22 protein-coding genes are annotated in these 21,572 nt (G+C 66.4%); 7 read left to right on the top strand and 15 right to left on the bottom strand.

Annotated features, from left to right (window positions below; all coding sequences use genetic code 11):
* Positions 1-55 precede the first annotated feature (55 nt).
* Positions 56-346, top strand: a complete 291-nt coding sequence (locus ACN9M2_RS16765) for a hypothetical protein (RefSeq protein ID WP_426285761.1) — start codon at positions 56-58, stop codon at positions 344-346.
* A gap of 231 nt (positions 347-577) precedes the next feature.
* Here ACN9M2_RS16765 and ACN9M2_RS16760 read toward each other — a convergent pair whose 3' ends face one another.
* The 5 genes from ACN9M2_RS16760 to ACN9M2_RS16740 all read right to left on the bottom strand — a co-directional run bounded on the left by ACN9M2_RS16760 (position 578) and on the right by ACN9M2_RS16740 (position 4,792).
* Positions 578-1,156 (bottom strand): HutD/Ves family protein, encoded by a 579-nt coding sequence (locus tag ACN9M2_RS16760; RefSeq protein WP_426285760.1) that lies wholly within the window; start codon positions 1,154-1,156, stop codon positions 578-580.
* Positions 1,153-3,249, bottom strand: coding sequence for an ATP-dependent DNA helicase DinG (gene dinG / locus ACN9M2_RS16755; RefSeq protein ID WP_426285759.1), 2,097 nt, complete (start codon positions 3,247-3,249; stop codon positions 1,153-1,155). Before dinG ends, ACN9M2_RS16760 begins: the two co-directional genes overlap by 4 nt.
* A 68-nt stretch (positions 3,250-3,317) precedes the next feature.
* On the bottom strand, positions 3,318-3,599 hold the full coding sequence (locus ACN9M2_RS16750) for a DUF2188 domain-containing protein (RefSeq protein ID WP_426285758.1): 282 nt from the start codon (positions 3,597-3,599) through the stop codon (positions 3,318-3,320).
* Between the two features lie 90 nt (positions 3,600-3,689).
* Positions 3,690-4,274, bottom strand: a complete 585-nt coding sequence (locus ACN9M2_RS16745) for a DNA-3-methyladenine glycosylase I (RefSeq protein ID WP_426285757.1) — start codon at positions 4,272-4,274, stop codon at positions 3,690-3,692.
* 26 nt (positions 4,275-4,300) lie between these two features.
* Positions 4,301-4,792, bottom strand: coding sequence for a DUF1993 domain-containing protein (locus ACN9M2_RS16740; RefSeq protein ID WP_426285756.1), 492 nt, complete (start codon positions 4,790-4,792; stop codon positions 4,301-4,303).
* A gap of 301 nt (positions 4,793-5,093) precedes the next feature.
* Here ACN9M2_RS16740 and ACN9M2_RS16735 point away from each other — a divergent pair, with 301 nt between their 5' ends.
* Together ACN9M2_RS16735 and ACN9M2_RS16730 are read left to right on the top strand one after the other, a co-directional pair.
* Entirely contained in the window at positions 5,094-6,029 is a 936-nt protein-coding gene (locus ACN9M2_RS16735; protein WP_426285755.1) for an ABC transporter ATP-binding protein, read from the top strand.
* The gene (locus ACN9M2_RS16730) at positions 6,026-6,787 is read left to right on the top strand and encodes an ABC transporter permease (protein WP_426285754.1); all 762 of its coding nucleotides are present in this window, start codon (positions 6,026-6,028) and stop codon (positions 6,785-6,787) included. Before ACN9M2_RS16735 ends, ACN9M2_RS16730 begins: the two co-directional genes overlap by 4 nt.
* 56 nt (positions 6,788-6,843) lie before the next feature.
* Here ACN9M2_RS16730 and ACN9M2_RS16725 read toward each other — a convergent pair whose 3' ends face one another.
* Positions 6,844-7,350, bottom strand: a complete 507-nt coding sequence (locus tag ACN9M2_RS16725) for a DUF1993 domain-containing protein (protein WP_426285753.1) — start codon at positions 7,348-7,350, stop codon at positions 6,844-6,846.
* A gap of 102 nt (positions 7,351-7,452) precedes the next feature.
* Here ACN9M2_RS16725 and ACN9M2_RS16720 point away from each other — a divergent pair, with 102 nt between their 5' ends.
* Both ACN9M2_RS16720 and ACN9M2_RS16715 read left to right on the top strand, forming a co-directional pair.
* Positions 7,453-8,055, top strand: coding sequence for an FUSC family protein (locus ACN9M2_RS16720; protein ID WP_426285752.1), 603 nt, complete (start codon positions 7,453-7,455; stop codon positions 8,053-8,055).
* The gene (locus tag ACN9M2_RS16715) at positions 8,052-8,756 is read left to right on the top strand and encodes a VIT1/CCC1 transporter family protein (protein ID WP_426285751.1); all 705 of its coding nucleotides are present in this window, start codon (positions 8,052-8,054) and stop codon (positions 8,754-8,756) included. Before ACN9M2_RS16720 ends, ACN9M2_RS16715 begins: the two co-directional genes overlap by 4 nt.
* Positions 8,757-8,771: 15 nt before the next feature.
* Here the strand turns inward: ACN9M2_RS16715 and ACN9M2_RS16710 are convergent, their stop codons facing one another.
* The 4 genes from ACN9M2_RS16710 to ACN9M2_RS16695 all read right to left on the bottom strand — a co-directional run bounded on the left by ACN9M2_RS16710 (position 8,772) and on the right by ACN9M2_RS16695 (position 13,084).
* Entirely contained in the window at positions 8,772-10,136 is a 1,365-nt protein-coding gene (locus ACN9M2_RS16710; protein WP_426285750.1) for a GGDEF domain-containing protein, read from the bottom strand.
* Positions 10,137-10,199: 63 nt separating this feature from the next.
* Complete coding sequence (locus tag ACN9M2_RS16705) at positions 10,200-11,453, bottom strand: TCR/Tet family MFS transporter (RefSeq protein ID WP_426285749.1); 1,254 nt, start codon at positions 11,451-11,453, stop codon at positions 10,200-10,202.
* An 11-nt stretch (positions 11,454-11,464) separates the two neighbouring features.
* The gene (locus ACN9M2_RS16700; RefSeq protein WP_426285748.1) at positions 11,465-12,649 is read right to left on the bottom strand and encodes a cation:proton antiporter; all 1,185 of its coding nucleotides are present in this window, start codon (positions 12,647-12,649) and stop codon (positions 11,465-11,467) included.
* Positions 12,650-12,739: 90 nt separating this feature from the next.
* Positions 12,740-13,084 (bottom strand): EF-hand domain-containing protein, encoded by a 345-nt coding sequence (locus ACN9M2_RS16695; RefSeq protein ID WP_426285747.1) that lies wholly within the window; start codon positions 13,082-13,084, stop codon positions 12,740-12,742.
* Positions 13,085-13,178: 94 nt separating this feature from the next.
* Between ACN9M2_RS16695 and cysK the strand changes: the two genes are divergently transcribed.
* Positions 13,179-14,135: a cysteine synthase A gene (cysK, locus tag ACN9M2_RS16690; protein ID WP_426285746.1), complete on the top strand. Its 957-nt coding sequence runs from the start codon at positions 13,179-13,181 to the stop codon at positions 14,133-14,135.
* A gap of 105 nt (positions 14,136-14,240) precedes the next feature.
* Positions 14,241-14,459 (top strand): hypothetical protein, encoded by a 219-nt coding sequence (locus ACN9M2_RS16685; protein WP_426285745.1) that lies wholly within the window; start codon positions 14,241-14,243, stop codon positions 14,457-14,459.
* A gap of 112 nt (positions 14,460-14,571) precedes the next feature.
* Here ACN9M2_RS16685 and ACN9M2_RS16680 read toward each other — a convergent pair whose 3' ends face one another.
* The 5 genes from ACN9M2_RS16680 to ACN9M2_RS16660 all read right to left on the bottom strand — a co-directional run bounded on the left by ACN9M2_RS16680 (position 14,572) and on the right by ACN9M2_RS16660 (position 21,499).
* On the bottom strand, positions 14,572-17,364 hold the full coding sequence (locus tag ACN9M2_RS16680; RefSeq protein ID WP_426285744.1) for an AAA family ATPase: 2,793 nt from the start codon (positions 17,362-17,364) through the stop codon (positions 14,572-14,574).
* Positions 17,357-18,019 carry a hypothetical protein gene (locus ACN9M2_RS16675; RefSeq protein ID WP_426285743.1) on the bottom strand — a complete coding sequence of 221 codons (663 nt, stop codon included), beginning with the start codon at positions 18,017-18,019 and terminating at the stop codon, positions 17,357-17,359. The genes ACN9M2_RS16680 and ACN9M2_RS16675 overlap by 8 nt, the downstream gene beginning before the upstream one ends.
* Positions 18,012-19,322, bottom strand: a complete 1,311-nt coding sequence (locus tag ACN9M2_RS16670; RefSeq protein WP_426285742.1) for a hypothetical protein — start codon at positions 19,320-19,322, stop codon at positions 18,012-18,014. The genes ACN9M2_RS16675 and ACN9M2_RS16670 overlap by 8 nt, the downstream gene beginning before the upstream one ends.
* A 2-nt stretch (positions 19,323-19,324) precedes the next feature.
* A complete protein-coding gene (gene folE, locus ACN9M2_RS16665) occupies positions 19,325-19,921 on the bottom strand; it encodes a GTP cyclohydrolase I FolE (RefSeq protein ID WP_371022497.1) in 597 nt (198 codons plus the stop codon).
* Positions 19,922-20,032: 111 nt separating this feature from the next.
* Entirely contained in the window at positions 20,033-21,499 is a 1,467-nt protein-coding gene (locus ACN9M2_RS16660; RefSeq protein WP_426285741.1) for a DNA recombination protein RmuC, read from the bottom strand.
* Between the last annotated feature and the right edge of the window lie 73 nt (positions 21,500-21,572).

Below are 21,572 nucleotides of genomic sequence, written 5' to 3'. Positions count from 1 at the left end.
CGATGGCGACGCGGGCGCCATCGTCACGTGTCCCGGACGACTACGGATGCGGGAGGTGTCGATCGAACGCATCGTGCGCGTGGAAGCGGGCAATCGCGACGATGCCGCGTATGACACGGTGTTCCTCTTCTTCCATGTCGAAGGGGACGAAACGCTCGTCGTATCGGAAATGGATAAGGGTTTCGCCGCGCTGGTCGACGACCTGCGACTTTATTTTCCGGGGATCGAGTATTGGCAGCGTGCCGTGCCGCCGGTGGCGTTCCAGTTGACGTCGGTGGATCTCTGGACGCGGGCGTCGGTGGGTGCGTCGGGTGGGGAGGATGACGTGGTGGATAGTGCTGCGTGAGGTGGTTGAGGGCTTGCTGATTTTGGTGGGGGAAGAGCATCGCCGACAGGGTCGGCTCCCACCTGAGCTACCGAACCTTCCACCTGGGCTGCCGAACCTTCCCACCTGGGCTGCCGAAACTTCCCACCTGGGCCGCTGAACCCTTCCATCTGGCCCGCCGAAACCTGCCAGTCAGCCTCGACATGCTCGGTGGGAGCCGACTCTGTCGGCGATAGCACTCAGGCAGGAGCGTCAGGCTTCGCCAACCACGACAACGATCACCGTGGCGCCGCGTGGCAACTCGATATGGCGAGGCGCCACGACCAAGTCGCCCTCAGAGCAGGCCTGTCCGACAACCGAATCACCCTGACGGCAAACCTGCCCATCGACACGCGCCTCGCCGCGGGCCACGTGGAGGAGCACGGCATCATTCGCCAACGTCGCACTAATCGGTCCATGCACGACATCGACACGCCCACGCCGCACACCACGCCGCACCATCACATTGAAGTCGCGCGTCGCACCGCCGGCCAGCGTCACGTCGACGCGAGCTTCGCCTGGAAAATCGAAGGGTGCGAGTGGCGTGGTCAACGCATGCTCACGCTCCCCATCCAGCGTCATCGTGAACCCATCGCCCTCCAGCAGTACGATGGTGCGGTCGATGCCCGGAAACGTGGAGAACGGCGAAGCCGTGTCGACGTCCGCGATGCTGACGCGCCAGAGGAAATCATTCACCAATGCGCCGGCTGGCTCCACGGCGATCTCACGCGTGACGCCGAGGCCGTTCTTCCACGGCACGGCCTTCAGGTCGTCGAAGCGAAGGACAGTCATGCGACGCGCTCGATCTCGCGGGCGAAGGGTGGCAGCGCGCGAAGCATGCCCGTGCCATAGCGCTTGGTGATCACGCGGCGGTCAAGCAGCACGATGCGGCCCGTGTCGGTTTCGGTACGGATGAGTCGGCCGCAATACTGCGTGAGCAGGCGCGTGGCATCCGGCACGCTCACTTCGATGAAGGGGTTGCGCCCACGCGATTCCAGCCATTCCGCATAGGTGGCACCGACGGGGTCCGTCGGCACGGCGAATGGCAATTGCGTGACGACGACGGTCTCGCAGAGCTTGCCCGGCAAGTCCAGGCCTTCGCCGAACGAGGCGAGCCCGAACAGGGTGCTTCCCTTCCCGGCGTCGATGTCTTCGCAATGCTCGGCGATGAGTTGCGACTTCGACAGCGAACCCTGCGCGCGCACCTTGCGCACGAACTCGATCGGCAGGATCTGCAATACGCGGTCGAGCTTCGCACGCGACGTGAACAGCACGAGGTTGCCCGCGTTCCAGTCGAGGTGCTTGGCCAGCCATTCGGACACTTCGCGTGCGTGGCCTTCGCGGTCTTCCGGCAAGGTCTTCAGCGCGGGCACTTCGAGCCGGGCCTGTTTTTCGAGGTCGAACGGCGAGGGCAGGCTGAGCGTGAGGGCTTCATTGGGCAGGCCCACCGAATCCGCGAAGCCACGGAAGTTGCCTCCGGCGCTCAGCGTGGCGGAGGTCATCACCACCGCGGAAGCATTGTCCCAGAGCACGCTGCGCAACAGCCCACCCGCCGATACGGCGGAGGCATGGCAGACCAGTTGTTGTTCCGGCGTCATGCTGACCCAGCGGGCCAGGGGCGGATTGTTTTCACGGTCGTCGGTGGACCAGGCGTACCACGTGCGTACCTGGCGATCGAGGCGTTCCAGCGCCACGCCGAGTTCCCGCGACAAGGCTTCCTGCGTCGGACCACCGGCTTCCATTTCCACCACGGTGCGGCGCACGGTGCGAAGCCAGCGCTGGATATCCTTGGTGATGAGGTGCAGGTGCTCGGCATGCATCTTCCAGTTCTCTGGAAGTTGGCCGAGGGACGCGCGGAACACCGGCTCGGTCTCGTTCGAGGAGGGCGTCCACGACAGCCGGATCTCGCGCTCGATCTCCTCGAGCGCATTTGACATCGCCAGCAGCTTCTCGTCTCCCGCTTCCAGCGTGAGGTTGCCGATGCTTTCCTTGTCGGTGAGCGAATAAGCGCCATGGATCTGGTTTTGCAGGCGGCCGATCCGGCGCACGGCGGTGGCGAGGTGCACGTCGGCGGCGCCACGATCGATCGCCTTGGCGGGCACGTGGTGCGCTTCGTCAAAGATGTACAGGGTGTCTTCGGGCTTGGGCAGGATCACGCCGCCGAAGGTGTCTTCGTCACGCGGCATGGTGAGGTCGGCCAGCACGAGATCCTGGTTCGCCACCACGATGTCCGCTTCGCCGATGGCACGGCGGGCGAGGAAGAACGGGCAGGCGGCGAAGGCGCCGCACTTGCGGCCCGTGCAGCCGCCGGCACTGGTGGTGATCATGCCGCGGACGAGGTCGGAGAGCGGCTCGGGGCTGGTGTCGATATCGCCGTTCCACTCACGCGATTCGAACGCCTTGCCGAGCTTCTCGATCGCCTTGGTGTCGCGCTCGGCGGGCGGGCGAGACCAAAGCGCGAGATCGGCGTCGAACTCGAAGCCGCCCTGTGCCGAGGGCTCCGCGCCTGCCGCGCGCAGGTTGCGTGGGCAGAGATAGCGGCCACGGCCCTTGGCCAGCGCCACCTTGGCTTCCACGCCACACAAGGTGAGGTATTGCGGGATATCGCGCTGGACGAGCTGTTCCTGCAACGCCACCGTGGCGGTCGCGATCACCAGTTTTTTCTTCTGCGCGCGGGCCACTTCGAGCCCGGCGATCAGGTAAGCCATGGATTTGCCCGTGCCGGTCGGCGCCTCGATCACGGCGGCGCCCGCCGGCTCGGCCAGCGCCTTGGCCACCTCGGCGATCATCTTCAGCTGCGAGGTACGCCCACGGAACCCCGCAAGGCCGTCCTTCAGCCGCGCATAGGCGGCGCGGATCGCGGCTTTGGTGTCGTCGGTGAGCATCGGGCAGGCATGGGAACGTGCGGGGCAACCTTGCAAGGTTACCCTATCGTCGTCTCAGCCCACGAGGCTCAGGCGTGACGGTTCATTCCCGTGGAAGGGGGGGGAAGGCCGGGAACGAGCCCGGCCACCACGTAGGTATGCTCTTCCCACGTTCCGTCGGCCTGCTGCACATGGATCTCGACGGGGCGGCCCAGGCTGTCGGATAGGCCCGGGGCCAGCGCTTCGGCCGCGGCGATCGCCGCCGCCTGCGAGGCATACCGGCCGAGGGGAAGCGAGGCACGGCGTACGATCCACGGTCCCTGCGCCGATTCGCTGTACGGAATGAACAGTTGGGCGGAACTGGAAGCCATGGAACCCTCTCGATGGTGGGTGTGCCAGACGGGCGAGGCCGCTGCTGCGGCCTCGTGATCCACGCTACGCCCGGTCGACTAAAAAACCCGTTAACCCTTGGCGGGTAAGGGCTTCCGGGATACTTCCCCGCGCCGGAAGCAGTCCGGGGCATGGCTGTTGATGAGGCCGGTGGCCTCCATCCAGGCAAAGACGATGGTGGGTCCGACGAAGGTGAACCCGCGGGTTCGCAAGGCTTTGGATACCTGCTCGGACAGGGGGCTGTTCGGCGGCACCGGGCCTTGCCAGGCGATAGGCTCGCCGTCGACGAAGCCCCAGGCGAAGCGGGCGAAGTCGTCGCCGGCGTCGCGCATCGCCAGATAGGCCCTGGCATTGCGAATCGCCGCCTCGATCTTGCTGCGCGAGCGGATGATGGCGGCGTCGGCCAGCAGGCGTTCGAGGTCACGCGGCCCGTAGGTGGCGACACGCTCCGGATCGAAGCCATCGAAGGCCTGCCGGAAGCCTTCGCGGCGGCCGAGGATCGTTCGCCACGAGAGCCCCGCCTGGAAGCCGTCGAGGATCAGCTTCTCCCAAAGCTTGCGGCTGTCGCGCTCGGGCACGCCCCACTCGCGGTCGTGGTACTCGCGCATGAGATCGTCCGCGTCACCCCATGGGCAACGTACGAGGGGGCGCGTCATGGGGCGGCTCGCGGATCGACCATCGATTACCCGCCGAAACCCAGGTAGTCGAGTTTGCCGACGCCGACACCGTTGTGGCGGAGGATGTCGTACGCGGTGGTCACGTGAAAGAAGAAATTGGGAATGGCGAAGGTCAGCAGGTACGACGCGCCGGTGAAGTTGTGCTCGGTGTCCTTGAACTTGCGCGAGATCTCGCGCGCGGCGCCAGCCTCCAGCGCCGCAGGGTCCACCGATTGAATCCAGGCCACCGTGGCATCGATGCGCTTGCGCAGGTCGGCGATGGTGGCCTCGTTGTCCTCGAACGACGGCGGCTGCACGTCGCCGAGGCGCGCGACGGCGAATTTCGCCGTGTCGCTGGCGCGCTGGACCTGGCCAGCGAGATTCAGCATGTCCGGGGCGAGCCGCGCTTCGACCAGGGTATCTCCGCCGTGCGCCTCTGCCTTGGCGAGAAGGTCGGAGAGGACGCGGAAGCCGCGGACGAAGACGGGAGCGGAGGCGTCGTAGGTGGAGATGCTCATGCGGTGGTGTCTCTCTGAGGTGGGCGACCCCGATCGACGTGGGGATGCCGCAAGGTTTCGACAAGCCCGACGCCATGGTGGGAGCCGACTTGTCGGCGATGGGTGCTTGCCTCAAGCCGGCCCGCTGCCGCGGGATCGCCGACAAGTCGGCTCCCACCATGTTGTCTCGACCTGGCCCGCTGCTGCGGGATCGCCGACAGGTCGGCTCCCACCAAGCCTCGCACCGGGCCTCGTTCGGGTCTACCATCGGCCGCCTTACCCACCGATCCCGCGGGTCCCCATGCCGCCACTCGATGCCTCCATGTCCGCGCCCGACGCCATCGTCGCGATACGCGGCCTCTCCAAGACCTACAAGACCGGTTTCCAGGCGCTCAAGCGCGTGGACCTGGAAATCCGCCGGGGCGAGATCTTCGCCCTGCTCGGCCCCAACGGCGCAGGCAAGACGACGCTGATCAGCATCGTCTGCGGCATCGTCAACGGCAGCGAGGGCAGCGTGACCGTCGACGGTCACGACATCGCCCGTGACTACCGTGCATCGCGCGGGCTGATCGGCCTCGTGCCGCAGGAGCTGTCCACCGATGCATTCGAGACGGTGTGGGCCACGGTGAAGTTCAGCCGCGGGCTCTTCGGCAAGCCCGCGAATCCGGATTACCTGGAAAAGATCCTGCGTGAGCTTTCCCTGTGGGAAAAACGCGACTCGAAGATCATGACCTTGTCCGGTGGCATGAAACGCCGTGTCCTGATCGCCAAGGCGCTGGCGCACGAGCCGCGCGTGCTCTTCCTCGACGAACCCACGGCCGGCGTCGACGTCGAACTGCGTCACGACATGTGGCAGATGGTCCATCGCCTGCGCGAATCGGGCGTCACCATCATCCTCACCACGCACTACATCGAGGAAGCGGAAGAGATGGCCGATCGTATCGGCGTCATCAACCGTGGTGAACTGGTGCTGGTGGAAGAAAAGCACACGTTGATGCGCAAGCTGGGCAAGAAGCAACTGTCGCTGCAATTGCAGACCCCATTGCAGGCCGTGCCGGAAGGCCTGGCGAACTGGCCGCTGGAGTTGTCGGCCGACGGGGGGTGCCTCATCTACACCTTCGATACCCAAGGTAGCGACACCGGCATCGCGGAACTGCTGCGTAAGCTCGGCGAACTCGGCATCGACTTCAAGGACCTGCATTCGAGCGAGAGTTCGCTCGAGGACATCTTCGTCAGCCTGGTGAGGGCACGCGCATGAACGTCTACGCGATCCGCGCCATTTATCGCTTCGAGATGGCCCGTACCTTCCGCACGCTGATGCAGAGCATCGCCTCTCCGGTGCTTTCCACGTCGCTCTACTTCGTCGTCTTCGGTGCCGCCATCGGCTCGCGCATGGGCGATGTAGGCGGGGTGAGCTACGGTGCCTTCATCATCCCCGGCCTGATCATGCTGTCGTTGCTCAACGAGAGCATTTCCAACGCCGCGTTCGGCATCTACATGCCGAAGTGGGCGGGCACCATCTACGAATTGCTTTCGGCGCCCGTGTCTTACGTGGAAGTGGTGCTCGGCTATGTCGGCGCGGCCGCGACCAAGTCGGTCATCCTCGGCCTGCTCATCCTCGTGACCGCACGGCTGTTCGTGGACTACGAGATCCTGCATCCGTTCTGGATGGTCGCCTTCCTGTTGCTCACCGCCGTCACCTTCAGCCTGTTCGGCTTCATCATCGGCCTGTGGGCCGACGACTTCCAGAAGCTGCAGGTGGTGCCGTTGATGGTGATCACACCATTGACCTTCCTCGGTGGAAGCTTCTACTCGATCTCGATGCTGCCGCCGGTATGGCAGAAGATCACGCTGTTCAATCCGGTCGTGTATCTCGTCAACGGGTTCCGCTGGAGCTTCTACGGCAAGGCGGATGTGAACGTGGTGGTCAGCGCGGGCATGACGGTGGGCTTCCTGCTGATCTGCCTTGCGGTGGTGTGGTGGATATTCCGCACGGGTTGGAAACTGAAGTCGTAGCGGAGAAGGAAGCCGCCGGGTCCCGCGCAGGCGGGAGTCCGGCGGCTTCCGCGGACTCAAGCCTTGCCCAGGAAATCCGCCTTGCCCAGCACCACGCCCACGCCGCGCAGGATCGCGTAGGCCGTGGTGGTGTGGAAATAGACGTTCGGCAGCACGAAGTTGAGCAGGTAGTCCTGCCCATTCATGCGCATCTCGCCGCTGCGCATCTTCAGTACGATCTCGCGTTCCTCGCTGCCTTCGAACCGCGCGGGCTTGAACGACTCCAACATTCCGATCACCTTCGCGATGCGGGCCTGCAGTTCGTCGAAGGTCGCCTCGTCGTCTTCCATCTTCGGCGGCTCTTCGCCGGCCAGGCGATAGACGGCGCCCTTGCTCATGTCCGTGGCGATCTGCACCTGCCGGATGAGCGGGAACATGTCCGGCGTGATGCGCGTGTTGAGCAGCACCTCGGGGGCGATCTTACGCTCGGCCGCGTGCGCGGCACCCTTGGCGAGCACGCCGGAGAGGTTGGTCAGGGCGCGGACCAATACAGGCACGCAGGTCTGGTACATCGTGATGGACATGGCTTCGTAAACTCTTGGGGTGGTTGTCGGCCGACCGGCCGCGGCGACGTATTGTGCGGGGTCGTTGGTGGCGCGTCGACGGCGTCGGGTTAGGATGAGCGCATGAGTCCACCGGATACGCATCCCTCCCGTACCGACGCCGCCTTGCGGGTGGTTCGCCTGCGCCGTGCGCAGCGGGCGCTGGACGGACTGTTTCGTTCGCTGCCACTCGGCCGCCGGGTCCGTACCGGGATATTCATGGCGTTCAAGACCGTGCTCTCGGCCCTGGTCGCCTATGCGATCGGACACGCGCTGCATACCGAACAGGCCTTCTGGGCCGCGATCAGTGCCGTGGCGGTGACCCAGCCGCACTTCGGCGATACCCGCGGTGCCGGCCGCGACCGCTGCCTGGGAACGATCTTCGGTGGCATCGCTGGCCTGTTGGGCCTGTCGGTCGGCGGCAGCGGCGACATGCTTTCGTTCGGACTTGCACTGGGTCTCGTCACCATGGCCTGCTGGACAGCGAATGCGGGTCCGGCCGCGCGTATCGGTGGCATCACCACCGCGATCGTGCTGCTGGTTCCCAGCCAGGGGCCACGATGGGAGGTTCCCTTGTACCGTTTGGGCGAAGTCATCCTCGGCACGCTCTGCGCGCTCGCCATCGGCTGGCTGGTGTCGCGCCTCGAAGAGCGTGCGGATCGCAAACAGGAAACGGAGGCACCATGATTCCCCGAACGCGCCACAGCGAGCGGCATCGGCTCGACCGGATTGGCTGGCTGCGCGCCGCCGTGCTCGGTGCCAATGACGGCATTCTTTCCACGGCCAGCCTGCTGGTGGGCGTGGCGGCGGCGGGGCGGGCAGGGCCGGGCGACATCATGATCGCCGGCGTGGCCGGGCTGGTCGCCGGGGCCATGTCGATGGCGGCGGGTGAGTACGTATCGGTTCGTTCGCAGGCCGACAGCGAGAAGGCCGAGGTGGCAATGGAATCGCGCGAGTTGCGCGAAGATCCCCACGGCGAACACAAGGAACTCACCGAGATCTATGTTCGCCGCGGTCTGGATCGGGAGCTGGCCGATCGCGTTGCCGGGCAGTTGATGGCGCACGACGCGCTCGAGGCGCATGCGCGCGATGAGCTGGGGCTGTCGGTGACCATGGCGGCGCGGCCGTTGCAGGCCGCCGCGGCGTCGGCGTTGAGCTTCGCCAGCGGGGCCCTCCTGCCGATAGCCGCCGCCGCGTTAGCGGCCCATGAGTCGGTCACCGTGGTGACGGTGGCCGTGTCCCTCGTCGCCCTGGCGATCCTTGGTGCGGTGTCCGCCTGGACCGGCGGGGCGAGCATCGGCCGTGGCGTCACCCGCGTCGTGTTCTGGGGTGCGGCGGCGATGGCGCTGACGGCGGCGGTGGGGCGTCTCTTTGGCGTGGCAGCCTGAACCTACCGAGGGGCGTCAGCCTACGACACAGCGATTGCGGCCGCCGTTCTTGGCCGTGTACAGCGCGAGGTCCGCGCGGTCGAACACCGACTGTGGCGTGTCGCCCGGCCGGAACTGGGTCAACCCGATCGATGCGGTCACGCGAACGGGCTGCCGGCTCGCATGGAAGGCGAGGTGCTGGATCTTGCCCCGCAGCCGCTCGCACACCTGCAGCGATTCCGCTTCGTCGGCACCATCGAAGATCACGATGAATTCCTCGCCGCCATAGCGGGCGACGAAGTCGCATGGGCGTATGTGCTTCAGCAGCGCCTGGCCGATGATGCGCAGCACCGCGTCGCCCGCGGTGTGACCGTAGGTGTCGTTGATGCTCTTGAAGTGGTCGATGTCGATCGCCGCGATGCTCAGCGGCCGCATGGTGGCCTGCCAGCTCTCGAAGGCCGCCTCGATCCGCTTCTCGTAGGCCAGGCGGTTGGGCATCCCGATCATGGTGTCGGTCTGCGCGAGTTCGTGCTCGCGTTCGAGTGAGCGCTGCAAGGTGTTGCGTTCGGTCTCGAGCTGTTCGATGCGCAGGCGCATCCGCTCCGCGCGTTCACGGTACGCGGTGAGCCGGATGCCTTCGCGGTCACGGAAGTCGCGGAAGCAAAGCGAGATGGTCTCGAGGCTTTGATTCACGCGTTCGCGCAGCTCGTGCATGTCGTCGATCTCGAGGGCGGCTTCGCCGAGCAGGCGCATCTCGTGCGCCACCGAGGCATCCAAGGCTTGCCCGTTCGCTTCGCCGGTGGATTGATCGGCCAGTTCCCGCGACATGTACTGGCTCATCTCGTCGAGACGGCCGGTGACGTGGCGGAGCACGGCCTGCAAGGCGTCGATCTCGCGCTGCAAACCGATGCGCTGTTCGTTGACCAGGTCGGCCAGGCGGTCGCCGCAGGCCGCCAGCGCCACCAGATCGCCCGCATCGGCGACATCATGGCGCAGGTCGTTGGCCCGGTCCGCGAGTCGCGGCAGGATGACGATGCGGTCGACCAGGCGGCTCAGCGACGACTGGACGGACGAGCCGTGTTCGGTGCGCTGGGGACGCGTGATGGGAATGGATCGTTCGTCGTTCACGCCACGCGGGCGGGCGCCCAGGCCCTCGATCGCTTCGGCGAGCTCGTTGACGAGCGGCTCGAGTGACAACGGTTCCATGGTGCCGCTCAAGGCGGCGGACAGGCGCTCGATATGTGGATCGACCTGATCGTGCGCTCCATGGGCGACGCGGCCGAGGCAGCCGACCAGCTGACGCAGGAGGGACTCCGCGGTGCGCCACTGCGCCTCTTCACGGGTCAACCGCTCCACGGCTTCGTGATACTTGCTTTCCCAGAGCTGGTTGTCCAAACGCACGTCCCAACCGTCGCGTTATTTGCCGATTTGGATTACATAATACGATGAAGTTTGCGAATTAGCTCACGTTTTCCGGGCCAGCACGGGCTCCGGCTCGCCTCGCGTGGCCCGCGCCGCCACCACGATGCCGAAGGCGACGAGGGCCGCGGCCACCAGGAAGGGAAAGCCGGGCAGGTGGACGGTACGTGCCGGCGAAATCCAGAACGCGAAGATCTGGGCGAACAGGTAGGGACCGAAAATTCCTGCGAAGCTGCCCAGGCTGGTGACGGCACCCTGCAGGCGCCCTTGTTCGTCCGGCTCCACGTGGCGGGTCATGATCGACTGGATCGGTGGGCCGGCCAGGCCCCATAGCGACATCAGCGGGATGCCGACCAGGAAGGCCCAGCCGACGGGGGCCAGGCCCATCACCGCGAACGATGCCGTGCCGAAGGCCATGCCGGCGAGCAGGACGCGCCGTTCGCCGAAGCGGGCCGCGAGGCGGCCGGTGAGGAAGGCCTGCACCGTACCGTCGCAGGCACCGACCAGGGCAAGGACGTAACCGACCTGTTGCGGTCCCCATCCGTAGCGATAGTCCGCGTAGAGGACGAACACCGTCTGCAACACGTAGTGGGCGAGATAGAACAGGAACATCACGATGGAAAGGCCGAACACCTCGCGGTGGCGGCGCAGCATCTTCAGCGCGCCGAACGGATGGGCCGTATGCGGCTCGAAGCGCGCCGCCCGTTTCTCCGGCGGCAGCGACTCGGGAAGGATGAAGAAGCCATACAGGAAGTTCGTCAGTGCCAGTCCCGCCGCCACCCAGAACGGCAGGCGCAGGTCGATCCCGCCGAGGAAGCCGCCCAGCGCCGGGCCGACGATGAAGCCGATGCCGAAGGCGCCGCCGAGCATGCCGAAGGCGGCCGCGCGTTTCTCCGGCGGGGTCACGTCGGCGATATAGGCGTTGGCGGTGGTGAAGCTCGCCGCTGTGATACCGGAGATGACACGCCCGACGAAGAGCAGCCACAGCGAAGGCGCGATCGCCATGAAGACGAAGTCCAACCCCAGGCCGAGGTTCGACAGCAACACCACCGGCCGCCGCCCGAAGCGATCGGACAACGCACCCTGGATCGGCGAGGAGATGAACTGCACGATGGCGAACACGGTACCGAACACACCCACCCACCAGGCGGCGTTCGACACCGTGTTGCCGGTCATCTGCTCGATCAGGTGCGGCAGCACCGGGATGATGATGCCGAACGCGAGGATGTCGATCAGCACCGTGATGAAGACGAAGACCACGGCGGCGCGGCGCACGGGGGTGTGGGTACTCGTTTCCATGGTGTCCGCGGTCAGTCCAGGAGTCGCTTCAGGCGTGGCGCCACGATAGGCACTGTCAGCATCGTGCTCGCCACCGCCATGAGCAGCAATGCGGTGAAGGTCTCGCTCGTGATCACGTGGCGATCGAGCAGGATGTTGACGAAGATGATCATGATCAGCGCCTTGGTCTGCAACAGCCAGCCGATCGTCCATGCATCGCCACGCGCCCAACCGAGCAGCTTGCCCGCGAGCCCCACGCCGGCGAGCTTGCCCGCCACGGATGCCACCAGCAGCAAGGCCGCGGCGACGAACACCGCCGTGCCACCGACCGACCAGTTCGTGCGCAGGCCGGTGGAGAGGAAGAACACAGGCATCACCACCAGCAATACATGATGGCGAAGCTTGTCCAGGTGATCGAGCGTGAACCAGTCGCGGTCGATGATGGCGCCGGCGAGGAACGCGCCGACCATGTAGTGCAGGCCGCACCAGTCGGCGCCATACCCACAGGCGGCGAGCCATATCAGGCCGACATACCAGCGATCGCTTTCTTGCAGTCGTGCCATCAGCCGGCGGAACAGCCAGGCGGCCACGGCGAATCCGGCGAGGAACGCCGCCTGGTGTCCGACACGCTTCCAGTCGAGCAGGATGATCGCGAGCACGCCCCAGATCGCGAGATCGTCGAGGCTGGCGTAACGCAGCACGCGCATGCCGAGCGGCCGGCGCAGGACGTCCAGCTTCTCGAGCAGCAGGATGAGGATGGGCAAGGCGGTCACCGCACAAGCCATGCCTACGCCAAGCACGAACTGCCAGGTAGCCGCCGCTTCACCCATCCACCCGTCGCGCCACGCCAGCATCGCCAGCGCGGCCAGGCAGCCGGCGACGAGGGGGCCCGCCAGTGCGAGTCCCGCCGTCGTACCGCATTCCCGGCGTTGCTTCCAGACCTCGCGAAGATCCAGCTCGATCCCCGCGATCCACACGAACACCATCACCGCCCACCAGGCGATGCCGTTCAGGGCGCCGATGACCGGCGGCGCGAACACCGTGCCGTAGTAATCCGGAAAGACCTTGCCGAGTACACCGGGGCCCAACAGGATGCCGGTGACGATCTGCACCACCACCAGCGGTGCCCAATAGTCGGTACGGAAAACGCGCCAGACCAGATACGGCACGCCAAGAATGATCGTCATCGCGATCAGGAACAATTCGGTCGTATTCATCCACCCTCCCCAGGCTCGCAAGAGGGTAACGGAAGTCGACCCCGATGGGAGCCGGTGCCGTGGTGGGAACCGACCCTGTCGGCGATGCTCTTACCGCGGTGGCTGCGAAAGCTCCCTGGCATCCAGCACCCCGTCCCCGTTCCGGTCCAGCTTGTGAAACTGGTGGATCAGGTTGCGCTGGAACTCGTCCAGGTGCACCGGCCTCGCGCCAGGACGCATCGGGCCATCGTTGGCGTCGAGCACCTCGTCGCCGTTGACGTCCATGCGCAGGAAGCCCTGGCTCATGTAACGAACATATTCCGCCTCGTCGATCCGGCCATCGCCATTGCCGTCCATGCGGCGAAGGTATTCCGCGGGCGTCCGCGGAAAGTCCTGGCCGAAAGCCGGGGCGATGAGGAGCAGGGCGGCCAGCAAGCCGTATGGACGTCGATTCATGGGCTGGCAGTCTGCTAGATCCCCACCCGTTTGTCGCCCCGTGGGCAACGGGAGTACCTTTGAGCCCTTGCACCTTTCGCCAAGGGAGTCGCCCATGATCCACGACAGCATTCTGGACACCATCGGCCGCACGCCCATCGTGCGCCTGCATCGGCTGGCCCCGTCCCACGTGACCCTCTACGCGAAGGTGGAATCGTTCAATCCGGGCGGGTCGGTCAAGGATCGCCTCGCCATCGCCGTGATCCTGGACGCCGAGCGAAAGGGTCTGCTGAAGCCGGGCGACACCGTGGTCGAAGCGACCTCCGGCAACACGGGTGTCGCGCTGGCGATGGTCTGCGCGGCCAAGGGTTACAAGTTCGTGGCGACGATGGCGGACAGTTTTTCAGTGGAACGCCGGAAACTGATGCGGGCCTACGGGGCCAAGGTGATCCTCACGCCCGCCGCCGAGCGTGGCAGCGGCATGGTGAAGCGCGCGGAGGAACTGGCCGCGAAGCACGGCTGGTTCTTGCCGCGGCAGTTCCAGAACCCCGCCAACCCGGCCTACCACCGCAATACGACGGCGGCGGAGATCCTTCAGGATTTCGCCGGCCGCCGCTTGGATGCCTTCGTCACCGGTTGGGGTACGGGCGGCACGCTCACGGGCGTGGGCGAGATGCTGAAGGTGGCCCGCCCCGAGGTGAAGATCGTCGTCTCGGAACCCGCCGCCGCGCCACTGCTTGCCGACAAGCCGTGGTCACCACACAAGATCCAGGGCTGGACGCCGGACTTCGTGCCCGAAGTGCTCAACCGGAAGATCTTCGACGTGAACCTGCCGGTGGACGAGGTGCTGGCGCGCGACACGGCCCGGCGGCTCGCCCAGGAGGAGGGCATCTTCGTCGGCGTGTCCGCAGGCGCGACCGTGGCGGCAGCCTTGAAGTACGCCGAGGGCGTGGAACAGGGCAGTGTCATTCTCGCCATGCTGCCGGACACCGGCGAGCGTTACCTTTCCACCTTCCTGTTCGAAGGTGTCGAGGAAGGGTCCGACGATGCATGGCTGAACAGCCTGTCGTGACAACCGTGGTGCCGCCGGTGAACCATCATCGGCGGCTTACAAACGCACTGCGTTTCCATCACGCCTGACACGTCACGGTAGATCCTTCGAAAGGAGGAGGCCACCATGTCCCCGTTCCGCAGCAACATGGGGTTGAGCATCGCCATCGGCGCAAGCCTTGGCGCACTGGCGACGGCGTATCTCCTGGCCCGGCGTCATGCGCGGTTGCATGACGAGCACGACGAACACGATCCGACGAGGCAGCGGCCGACGAACAGCAGCGGCGATGCGCTGGATGGATCGGGTGAGGACAACCCGATTCCGGGTGAGACCGGGTTGTACTAGCGGAAACGCCGGCAGGTCCCGCTCTGGTGGCTCCCACCAGGACCGGAGTATCCACCGGGACTACGGCACAGCTGGGACTACGGCACCCACCAAGGCTTAGGTTCCCGCTGGCTCAGGCCGCGTTCGAGCGTCTGCGCAGTACGGCCAGCGGTTGCGCCCAGGTGGCGCCGGGGCGGCGTTTGCTGGTGACCAGCGTCAGTTCCGATGGCTGGAACACATTGACGTTGTGCGTCGCCGGCGTGGTCAGGATGTATTGCGCGCGCGTGCTCTTGAGGAACGCGCCCACCTTGTCGATGTTGAAGATGTCGAGGTGGGCGAAAGGCTCGTCGATGAAGACGAAGCCGCCGGGGCGATCCTCGTCACGCATCAGGGCCACCAGCAGCAACAGCGATTTCATGACCTGCTGGCCGCCAGAGGCTTCGCCGTCGTCCATGCCGATCCAGCCCTTCTTGTCGAACTCGAAACGCACCTGCAAGGCGGCCGAGGCGAGGGCGAGGTCGTCGTTGCTCAACTCCGGAAGATCGACGTCGACACCGATGCCCGCCAGTTCCGCCAGCACCTTGAGGTTCTTCGCGTAGCGGCGGACCGTGTTGCGCAGCACCTGGATGTACGCGCCACGGGCCTCATGCGTGATCCGCGATGCGCGTTCCAGGTGCGCGCGGCGCTTTTCCAGATCATGCTTCAGGCCTTCGTGGTCGGCCCAGAATTTTTCGCGCAGGGCGAGGACGCTCGGGTCCTGCTCCCAATGGCCCTCTTCGAGGCGACGCTCGATGCGGTCGATTTCCCGGCGCACGGCGGAGGGTGATTCGTAGCGTTCGCGGAGCGCCGCCATGGCGCCGCGCGTTCGATGGACGAGCGAGACGTGGGCTCGCTTCAGCCGGAACGCCTTGAGCCGGTCGACCTGCTCGCCACGCAGTAGATGGAACTGGCGCACGGTGTCGGCGAGCTGGTTCTGGATCGAGCGCTGCTCGCGTGCGGCGTTGTCGCGCGCGTTGGATGTCTTCAGTCGCTTCTCGCGCACCGCTTCGTAATGGACTTCCGCGGCCGCGTGACTATCGGCCGTGCGCTGCACGTCTTCGCGCAGGCGTGCCTGTTGCTCGCGTGCCTCGGCGAATTCGTCGGCGCGGTCGGCGAGCTGGCTGCTGGCGCTGGCGCCACGCAGCACGGCTTCCGCATCGCTGGCACGGGCGAGGGTGTCCTTGCGTTCCGTGGCGATGTCGCGCAGGCGGCCTTCGATCTCGCGCAGCCGGGCTTCGCCATCCCTCAGCTGGCGTTCGCGCGCGCCGGAACCGAAGTACATGTCGTCGACGCCGAGATGGCGTCCACCACGGCGTTCGCGGAAATAGCCCTGCGGCGTGATCCAGTCCTGGTCCTTGCCGATGCGCGCACCGTCCGCGACATCCTCCACCCGGCGGATGCGATCGAGGTTGCGTAGCAGCCAGTCCGGCGCCGCGGCCGAGAACTCGACCACCTCCAGCAGCGATCCGCGCGTGGAGGCGCTGGCCGGCGCACGGTCGGCCACGACGAAGTGCTTGTAGCGATGCTGCTCGCCCAGCTTCCATGCCTTCTCGCGATCGCGCGGATCGTCCAGCAGCACGACGTGGCGATAACCGGCGAGCACGGCCTCCACGGCGGGTTGCCAGCGCGGTTCGACGATCTCGACGATCTCGCTGAGCATGCTGTGACGGATGCCGGCCTCGTCGAGCGCGCGGCGGAACGATGCTTCGAAATCCGGCGTATAGCGCCTGCCGCTACGCCAGGCGGAGAGCTGCGTCGTCAGGGTCGTCAGGTCCTGGCGCAAGCGGGTCTCCTCCGCTTGCAACGCGTTGACGCGAGCCCGCGCGTCGCGGGCGACATCGGCGAGCCGTTCGTGATCGGCACCGCCTTGGGCGGCGACCATCTCGCGCAGCCGCGTCTCCTGCTTGATCAGCAGGTCGTTCTGGGCGAGTTCGGCGCGGGCCCCGTCGAGGCTCTTCTGGGTCTGCTGGCGAGCGAGGTCGGCTTCGTGCTGCTCCGCGCGCAACGCTTCACCGGTGGCGTCGAGTTCGCCCAGCTGGCGGTTCAGCTCCACGTCGCGCCGCTCAAGTTCCGTCACACGGCGTTTCACGCCGGTGAGTTGTGGACGCGCGCCGCGAATGCCCGCGCTCAACTCGGCCAGTTCCGTGCGCGGCAGGATGTCGGCGACGAGTTCGACACGTTCGCTCTTGAGTGCGTTCCATTCCTGGTACGACCGCGCCCGTGCCTCGGCTTCCTGCAAGCTCACGCCGATCAGCGAGAGCTGGTGTTCCAGCCCATGCTGCTCGCGATCCGCCTCGGCCTGCTCGTTACGCGCGCGCTGGTAGTCGTCGAGCACGGCCTTGTCGCCGAACACGTCGAAGACGAGATCGAGCAGCGCCTTGGGCGGGAGCTGGCACAGTTTGTCCGTTGCACCCTGCTCCAGGGTGAGAACGCGCCGGATCGCCTGCGACAGCCCGGCGCCTTCAAGGCGCACGCGGTATTCGCGCAAGCCCAGGAAGTCGCCGCGCGCCTCGATCTCTTCCACGCTGACGTCGCCGCCGAGCACGGCGTACTGGCGCGTCCATTCGCCTCCTTTCTTCTGGATGCGGCAGGCGAGGGTCACCTCGCGGTCCATCAGCGGAAAGAAGGGGCGTTCGCCGTTCGGGCCGGGCGTGTTGCCCACGCGGGCGCGCAGCCACGCGAAAGGCTTGCCGTTGTGGCGCAGGTAGCTCTTGTAGTCGCGGTTGCCGGCGCAGTCGATGGTGAGCAGGGTGCGCAGGGCATCGAGCAGGGTCGTCTTGCCGGAGCCATTGGGGCCCACCACGGTCACGATGTTGGTATCCAACGGCAGGCTGAAACGCTGCCAGTAGTCCCAATGCACCACTTCGAGGCTGCGGAAATCAAACATCGGTGTTCTCCTCGGCGGGGCGCGAGGCGGCATCCGCGAGCAGGTCGCCGAGCGCGCCGTCGAGGATGCGGCGCGCCGTGCGTTCGTAGTCGAAGGCGAGATCGAGCAAGGGGCCTTCGGCGACCTCGCCCTTGCGGCGCACGATGAAGCCCAGGCGGTTCAGCGTGCCAAGGTTGAAACCCACCCGCGTCTTGCCACCGAGCTTGTCGCCGAAGTCGGCTAGCAAGGTACGTTCGGCGATCACGGGGGCGATGGCCGGATCGCGCGGTATCGGCTTGTCCTCGGCGAACATCTGGCTTTGCGAGGCGGCCGCTTCCGCATCCTGTCGCTCGACCTGGCGCTGTCGCTTGGGCAGCACGATCAGCGCCCAGATGACGACCAGCAGGGCCACGCCGTCGCGGTCGAGTTGCAAGGTGTTCGATATCCAGCTGTCGCTGCCACCGAAGACGGCACGCTCGCTCTTTCGAGCCACGGCGAGGCCGATGTAGGCGGCATAGGGGTGCTCGCGCAATTCGAGGCCGACGGCTTCGAGGCGACGGTCGAGTTCCTCACGGAAGCCTTCGTCGAGCAAGGCCTTGCGCGCCTGTGTGTCGTCGCGCGGCAGCCAGCGTTGGGCGAGCAGCCGGGTGATCAGGCTGGCGGTATCGTCATGCATCGGTAGTGTCCTTCGCGGCGTCGCGCGGACGCAGGCGTCCGGCGCTGACCAGCGCGATCTGCGGCAGGTCGGTCTCGATCAGGCGCGCCTCGATCTCCAGCGCGAGCGGCAGGCGCGCGAGGTCGGCGGTGCCACCTTCCAGCGCCGCCGACTCGGGGTCGCCCAACAGGCCAAGCAAGGAGAGGCGATAGGCGGAGAGGGCGTAGTCGTCGCCGATCAGGGTGGCTTCGAGTTCGCGCGGTTCGGCGATCGTCGCCAATTCGGCGCGCCAATCGTCGAGGAAGCGCAGGTCTTCCTCGTCCATCGGCAGGTCGGCGGTATCGGGTGGTTCTTCCGCACCCGGCAGCGCGGTGCTCTCGGCGGCCAGGCGCTCGCGTTCCAGCAATTCGAACTCGGCGACATCGAGCGCGATCTGGTCGTGGATGAAGGGTGCCGGCAAGGGCAGAAGGAGCTGGCCGTCCTCGAAGGCGGCCAGCGTGTCGATGTCCTGCGCACGCAGCCAGCCCACCAGGTCCGATGAGGACAGGCCGGTACGGCCCAGGTGCACGCGGTGCTGGTCGATCTTGTTGAGTTCGCGCTGGAACGTGCCGGCCTGGCGCAGCAGGGCGCTCTGCGCACGGCCGACGGCCTGGGCAAGGCGGTGCGCGGCGGGTTCCAGGTCATCCTTTTCCGTGATCCCTGCGACCACCTCGGTGCCCTTCTCCACCCACGTCCAGACCGAATCGAGGCGTTCGGCGGCGTGACGGATACGGTGTTCGGAGCCGGACAGCACCGCGCGGTCGAAATCCTCTTTGAGTTCGGTCAGGCGCGAGAGCAGATGGCCGAGTTCATCGACCGACACGCGCCCCACCGCCTGTCCCGCGGCGAGTTGCGCCGTGAGGTAGCCGAGGCCGTCGTCATCGTCGTCCTCGAACTCCAGCATCGCCGCGATCGCGCTCAGCGCCTTGCGGCCCAGCGGCCCCACGCGGTAACGAAGGGTCTCCCCATCGTAGACCAGCAGGTCGTGGTCCTTGAGCCGCTGGACCACCGTTTCGAGTTTCACCGGGTCGACGAAAGCCAGGTGGTCGCGGATCTCCTGCGGCGTCCATTCCGTCGCATGCGAGCGGCCGCCGAGGGTGCGCAACACCAGCAGGCGCAGCAGCACTTGTGCTTCGCTGCCGTGGAACAATGCTGAGAACGTGCGCAACAGGCCGCGCCCCCGCAGCAGCGGGAACACGGACGGAAGGTCCTCGACGACGACGCCGTCGCGGAAGAGATCCTGCAAGCGTTCGTCGTGGACGGTGGTGTCGGCCGGACCGCTCAAGGTCAGCGACGGTCGACGCCGACGAAGCGAAGGAACTCGCCTCGTGTGCGTGGATCTTCGCGGAAGCTGCCGAGCATCTGGCTGGTGATCATCGACACGCCGCGCTTGTGCACGCCACGGGTGGTCATGCATTCATGGCTGGCGTCGATCACCACGCCGACACCGCGCGGGCGCAGGGTGTCTTCGATACAGTGCGCGATCTGCGCGGTGAGCTTTTCCTGCACCTGGAAACGACGGGCGAAACCGTCGACCACGCGGGCGAGCTTGCTGATGCCGACGACACGATCGGTGGGCACATAACCCACATGCGCGCGGCCGATGATCGGGGCCATGTGGTGCTCGCAGTGGCTTTCGAACTCGATGTCGCGCAGGACGATCATCTCGTCGTATCCGGCCACTTCCTCGAAGGTGCGGCGCAGGTAGTCGGCCGGATCTTCGTCGTAGCCCTTGAACCAGTCCGAATAGGCCTTGACCACGCGCTTGGGCGTGTCGAGCAGGCCCTCGCGGCTCGGGTCTTCGCCCGCCCACAGCAACAGCGTGCGCACGGCCTCCTCGGCCTGTTCACGGCTAACCGGGCGGGACTTGGCGTCGTCGCTCATCGGGACGGATTCCTTGGTGGAAGCAAAGGGACATTGTAGCGTTCCCGGCCGCTGGGGAGGCGCTCCTCCAAGTCCTGGTGGGAGCCGACCTGGTCGGCTCCCACCAGGCTATCAGTCTTCGGAGGGCGGGGAGGGGGCCGCTTCGGCCTCGGCCTCGGCGTCGTCCAGGCCGGGCGCCAGTTCGAGCAGGACCTGCGACTCGTCCGCGCCCAGCGATTCCACGCCGCGCAGCTTGCGTTCGATGGCGCGGGTGCGGATGCCGGCGCTGTCGATGCTGTTGCGTACCGTGTCCAACTGCTTCCGGGTCTTCTCCAGCACCGTGGCGAACTTGCCGAACTCGTTCTTCACCGCCGCCAGCACGTGCCAGACCTCGGACGAGCGCTTTTCGATCGCCAGGGTGCGGAAGCCCATCTGCAGGCTGTTGAGCAGGGCGGTGAGCGTCGTGGGGCCCGCGACGGTGACGCGGCAGTCGCGCTGCAATTGCTCGGAAAGCCCGGGGCGGCGGATCACCTCGGCGTAGAGGCCTTCGGTGGGCAGGAAGAGGATCGCGAAGTCGGTGGTGTGCGGCGGCGCGATGTACTTGCTGCGAATGCGCTTGGCCTCTTCGCGCACGCGCAGTTCCAGTGCCTTGCCGGCCAGCAGTGCGCCTTCGGCGTCGGCCGCGTCCTGTGCGTCGAGCAGACGCTGGTAATCCTCCACGGGGTACTTCGCGTCGATCGGCAGCCACACCGGCGTGCCTTCCTCGGTACCGGGAAGGCGGATCGCGTATTCCACTCGCTCGCTCGAACCGGGCACCGTGGCCACGTTGGACGCGTACTGTTCCGCCACGAGGATCTGTTCGAGCAAGGCGCCCAGTTGCACTTCGCCGAACGTGCCGCGGGTTTTCACGTTGGTCAGCACGCGCTTCAGGTCGCCCACGCCGGCGGCGAGCGCCTGCATTTCGCCCAGCCCGCGTTGCACGGCCTCCAACCGCTCCGACACCAGCTGGAACGACTGGCCCAGCCGTGTCTCCAGGGTGGACTGGAGTTTCTCGTCCACGGTGGCGCGCATCTGTTCGAGCTTGGCGGCGTTGTCCTGCTGGATCGCGGCCAGCCGTGTTTCCAGCGTGGCGCGGACATCGCCGAGGCGCTTTTCGTTCTCGGCGGTGAGCGCGGCGAAACGCTGATCGAGCACCTCGCCGAAATGCTTCAACGTCAGCGCGGATTCCTCACGGGTCTTGCGCGAATCGTCGGCCAATCCCTGGCGTAGCGATTGCAGGCCGATGTCGGTGCGCTCGGTGAGCTGGTCCAGGCGGCGGCCGAAGCCTTCGATGCGCTCATGCTGGCGGTCGGCAGCGATCTGCAATTGTTCCTGCACGTGCCCGCGGAATTGCCCGAAGCTCTCGCCCAATTCCCCACGGCCCGCGCGCTGTTCTTCGCGGATGACACCTTCCAGCCGGCGGTTGTCCTCGCGCAGCGCATCGAGGCGAAGCGCACTGCCATCGTCCTGCCTGCCACGGGAAAGCAGGGCGATCAGCAGGCCCAGGCACGCCAGCGCGACGGCCAGCAGGGCGATCAGGAGGATGGTTTCGAGCGTCATGGAGCGAGAGGGTACCTGTGTTGATGGCTCCTGGCGAAGCCTTCGCCGCTGAAGCGGCTCCCACAGGAGGTGC

This window comes from Luteibacter sp. E-22 (assembly GCF_049913125.1).
Taxonomy (GTDB): Bacteria; Pseudomonadota; Gammaproteobacteria; order Xanthomonadales; family Rhodanobacteraceae; genus Luteibacter.
The sequence above is the reverse complement of the archived record's forward strand: the minus strand, read 5'-3'. Positions and strand labels throughout refer to the sequence as shown.

Excerpts from the sequence above, each read along its gene's own strand:
- ACN9M2_RS16760 (WP_426285760.1), bottom strand. The coding sequence starts at position 1,156 with ATGACTGTCCTTCGCTTCGACGACCTGAAGGCCGTGCCGTGGAAGAAC.
- dinG (WP_426285759.1), bottom strand. The coding sequence starts at position 3,249 with ATGCTCACCGACGACACCAAAGCCGCGATCCGCGCCGCCTATGCGCGG.
- ACN9M2_RS16750 (WP_426285758.1), bottom strand. The coding sequence starts at position 3,599 with ATGGCTTCCAGTTCCGCCCAACTGTTCATTCCGTACAGCGAATCGGCG.
- ACN9M2_RS16745 (WP_426285757.1), bottom strand. The coding sequence starts at position 4,274 with ATGACGCGCCCCCTCGTACGTTGCCCATGGGGTGACGCGGACGATCTC.
- ACN9M2_RS16740 (WP_426285756.1), bottom strand. The coding sequence starts at position 4,792 with ATGAGCATCTCCACCTACGACGCCTCCGCTCCCGTCTTCGTCCGCGGC.
- ACN9M2_RS16735 (WP_426285755.1), top strand. The coding sequence starts at position 5,094 with ATGTCCGCGCCCGACGCCATCGTCGCGATACGCGGCCTCTCCAAGACC.
- ACN9M2_RS16730 (WP_426285754.1), top strand. The coding sequence starts at position 6,026 with ATGAACGTCTACGCGATCCGCGCCATTTATCGCTTCGAGATGGCCCGT.
- ACN9M2_RS16725 (WP_426285753.1), bottom strand. The coding sequence starts at position 7,350 with ATGTCCATCACGATGTACCAGACCTGCGTGCCTGTATTGGTCCGCGCC.
- ACN9M2_RS16720 (WP_426285752.1), top strand. The coding sequence starts at position 7,453 with ATGAGTCCACCGGATACGCATCCCTCCCGTACCGACGCCGCCTTGCGG.
- ACN9M2_RS16715 (WP_426285751.1), top strand. The coding sequence starts at position 8,052 with ATGATTCCCCGAACGCGCCACAGCGAGCGGCATCGGCTCGACCGGATT.
- ACN9M2_RS16705 (WP_426285749.1), bottom strand. The coding sequence starts at position 11,453 with ATGGAAACGAGTACCCACACCCCCGTGCGCCGCGCCGCCGTGGTCTTC.
- ACN9M2_RS16700 (WP_426285748.1), bottom strand. The coding sequence starts at position 12,649 with ATGAATACGACCGAATTGTTCCTGATCGCGATGACGATCATTCTTGGC.
- ACN9M2_RS16695 (WP_426285747.1), bottom strand. The coding sequence starts at position 13,084 with ATGAATCGACGTCCATACGGCTTGCTGGCCGCCCTGCTCCTCATCGCC.
- cysK (WP_426285746.1), top strand. The coding sequence starts at position 13,179 with ATGATCCACGACAGCATTCTGGACACCATCGGCCGCACGCCCATCGTG.
- ACN9M2_RS16685 (WP_426285745.1), top strand. The coding sequence starts at position 14,241 with ATGTCCCCGTTCCGCAGCAACATGGGGTTGAGCATCGCCATCGGCGCA.
- ACN9M2_RS16680 (WP_426285744.1), bottom strand. The coding sequence starts at position 17,364 with ATGTTTGATTTCCGCAGCCTCGAAGTGGTGCATTGGGACTACTGGCAG.
- ACN9M2_RS16675 (WP_426285743.1), bottom strand. The coding sequence starts at position 18,019 with ATGCATGACGATACCGCCAGCCTGATCACCCGGCTGCTCGCCCAACGC.
- folE (WP_371022497.1), bottom strand. The coding sequence starts at position 19,921 with ATGAGCGACGACGCCAAGTCCCGCCCGGTTAGCCGTGAACAGGCCGAG.
- ACN9M2_RS16660 (WP_426285741.1), bottom strand. The coding sequence starts at position 21,499 with ATGACGCTCGAAACCATCCTCCTGATCGCCCTGCTGGCCGTCGCGCTG.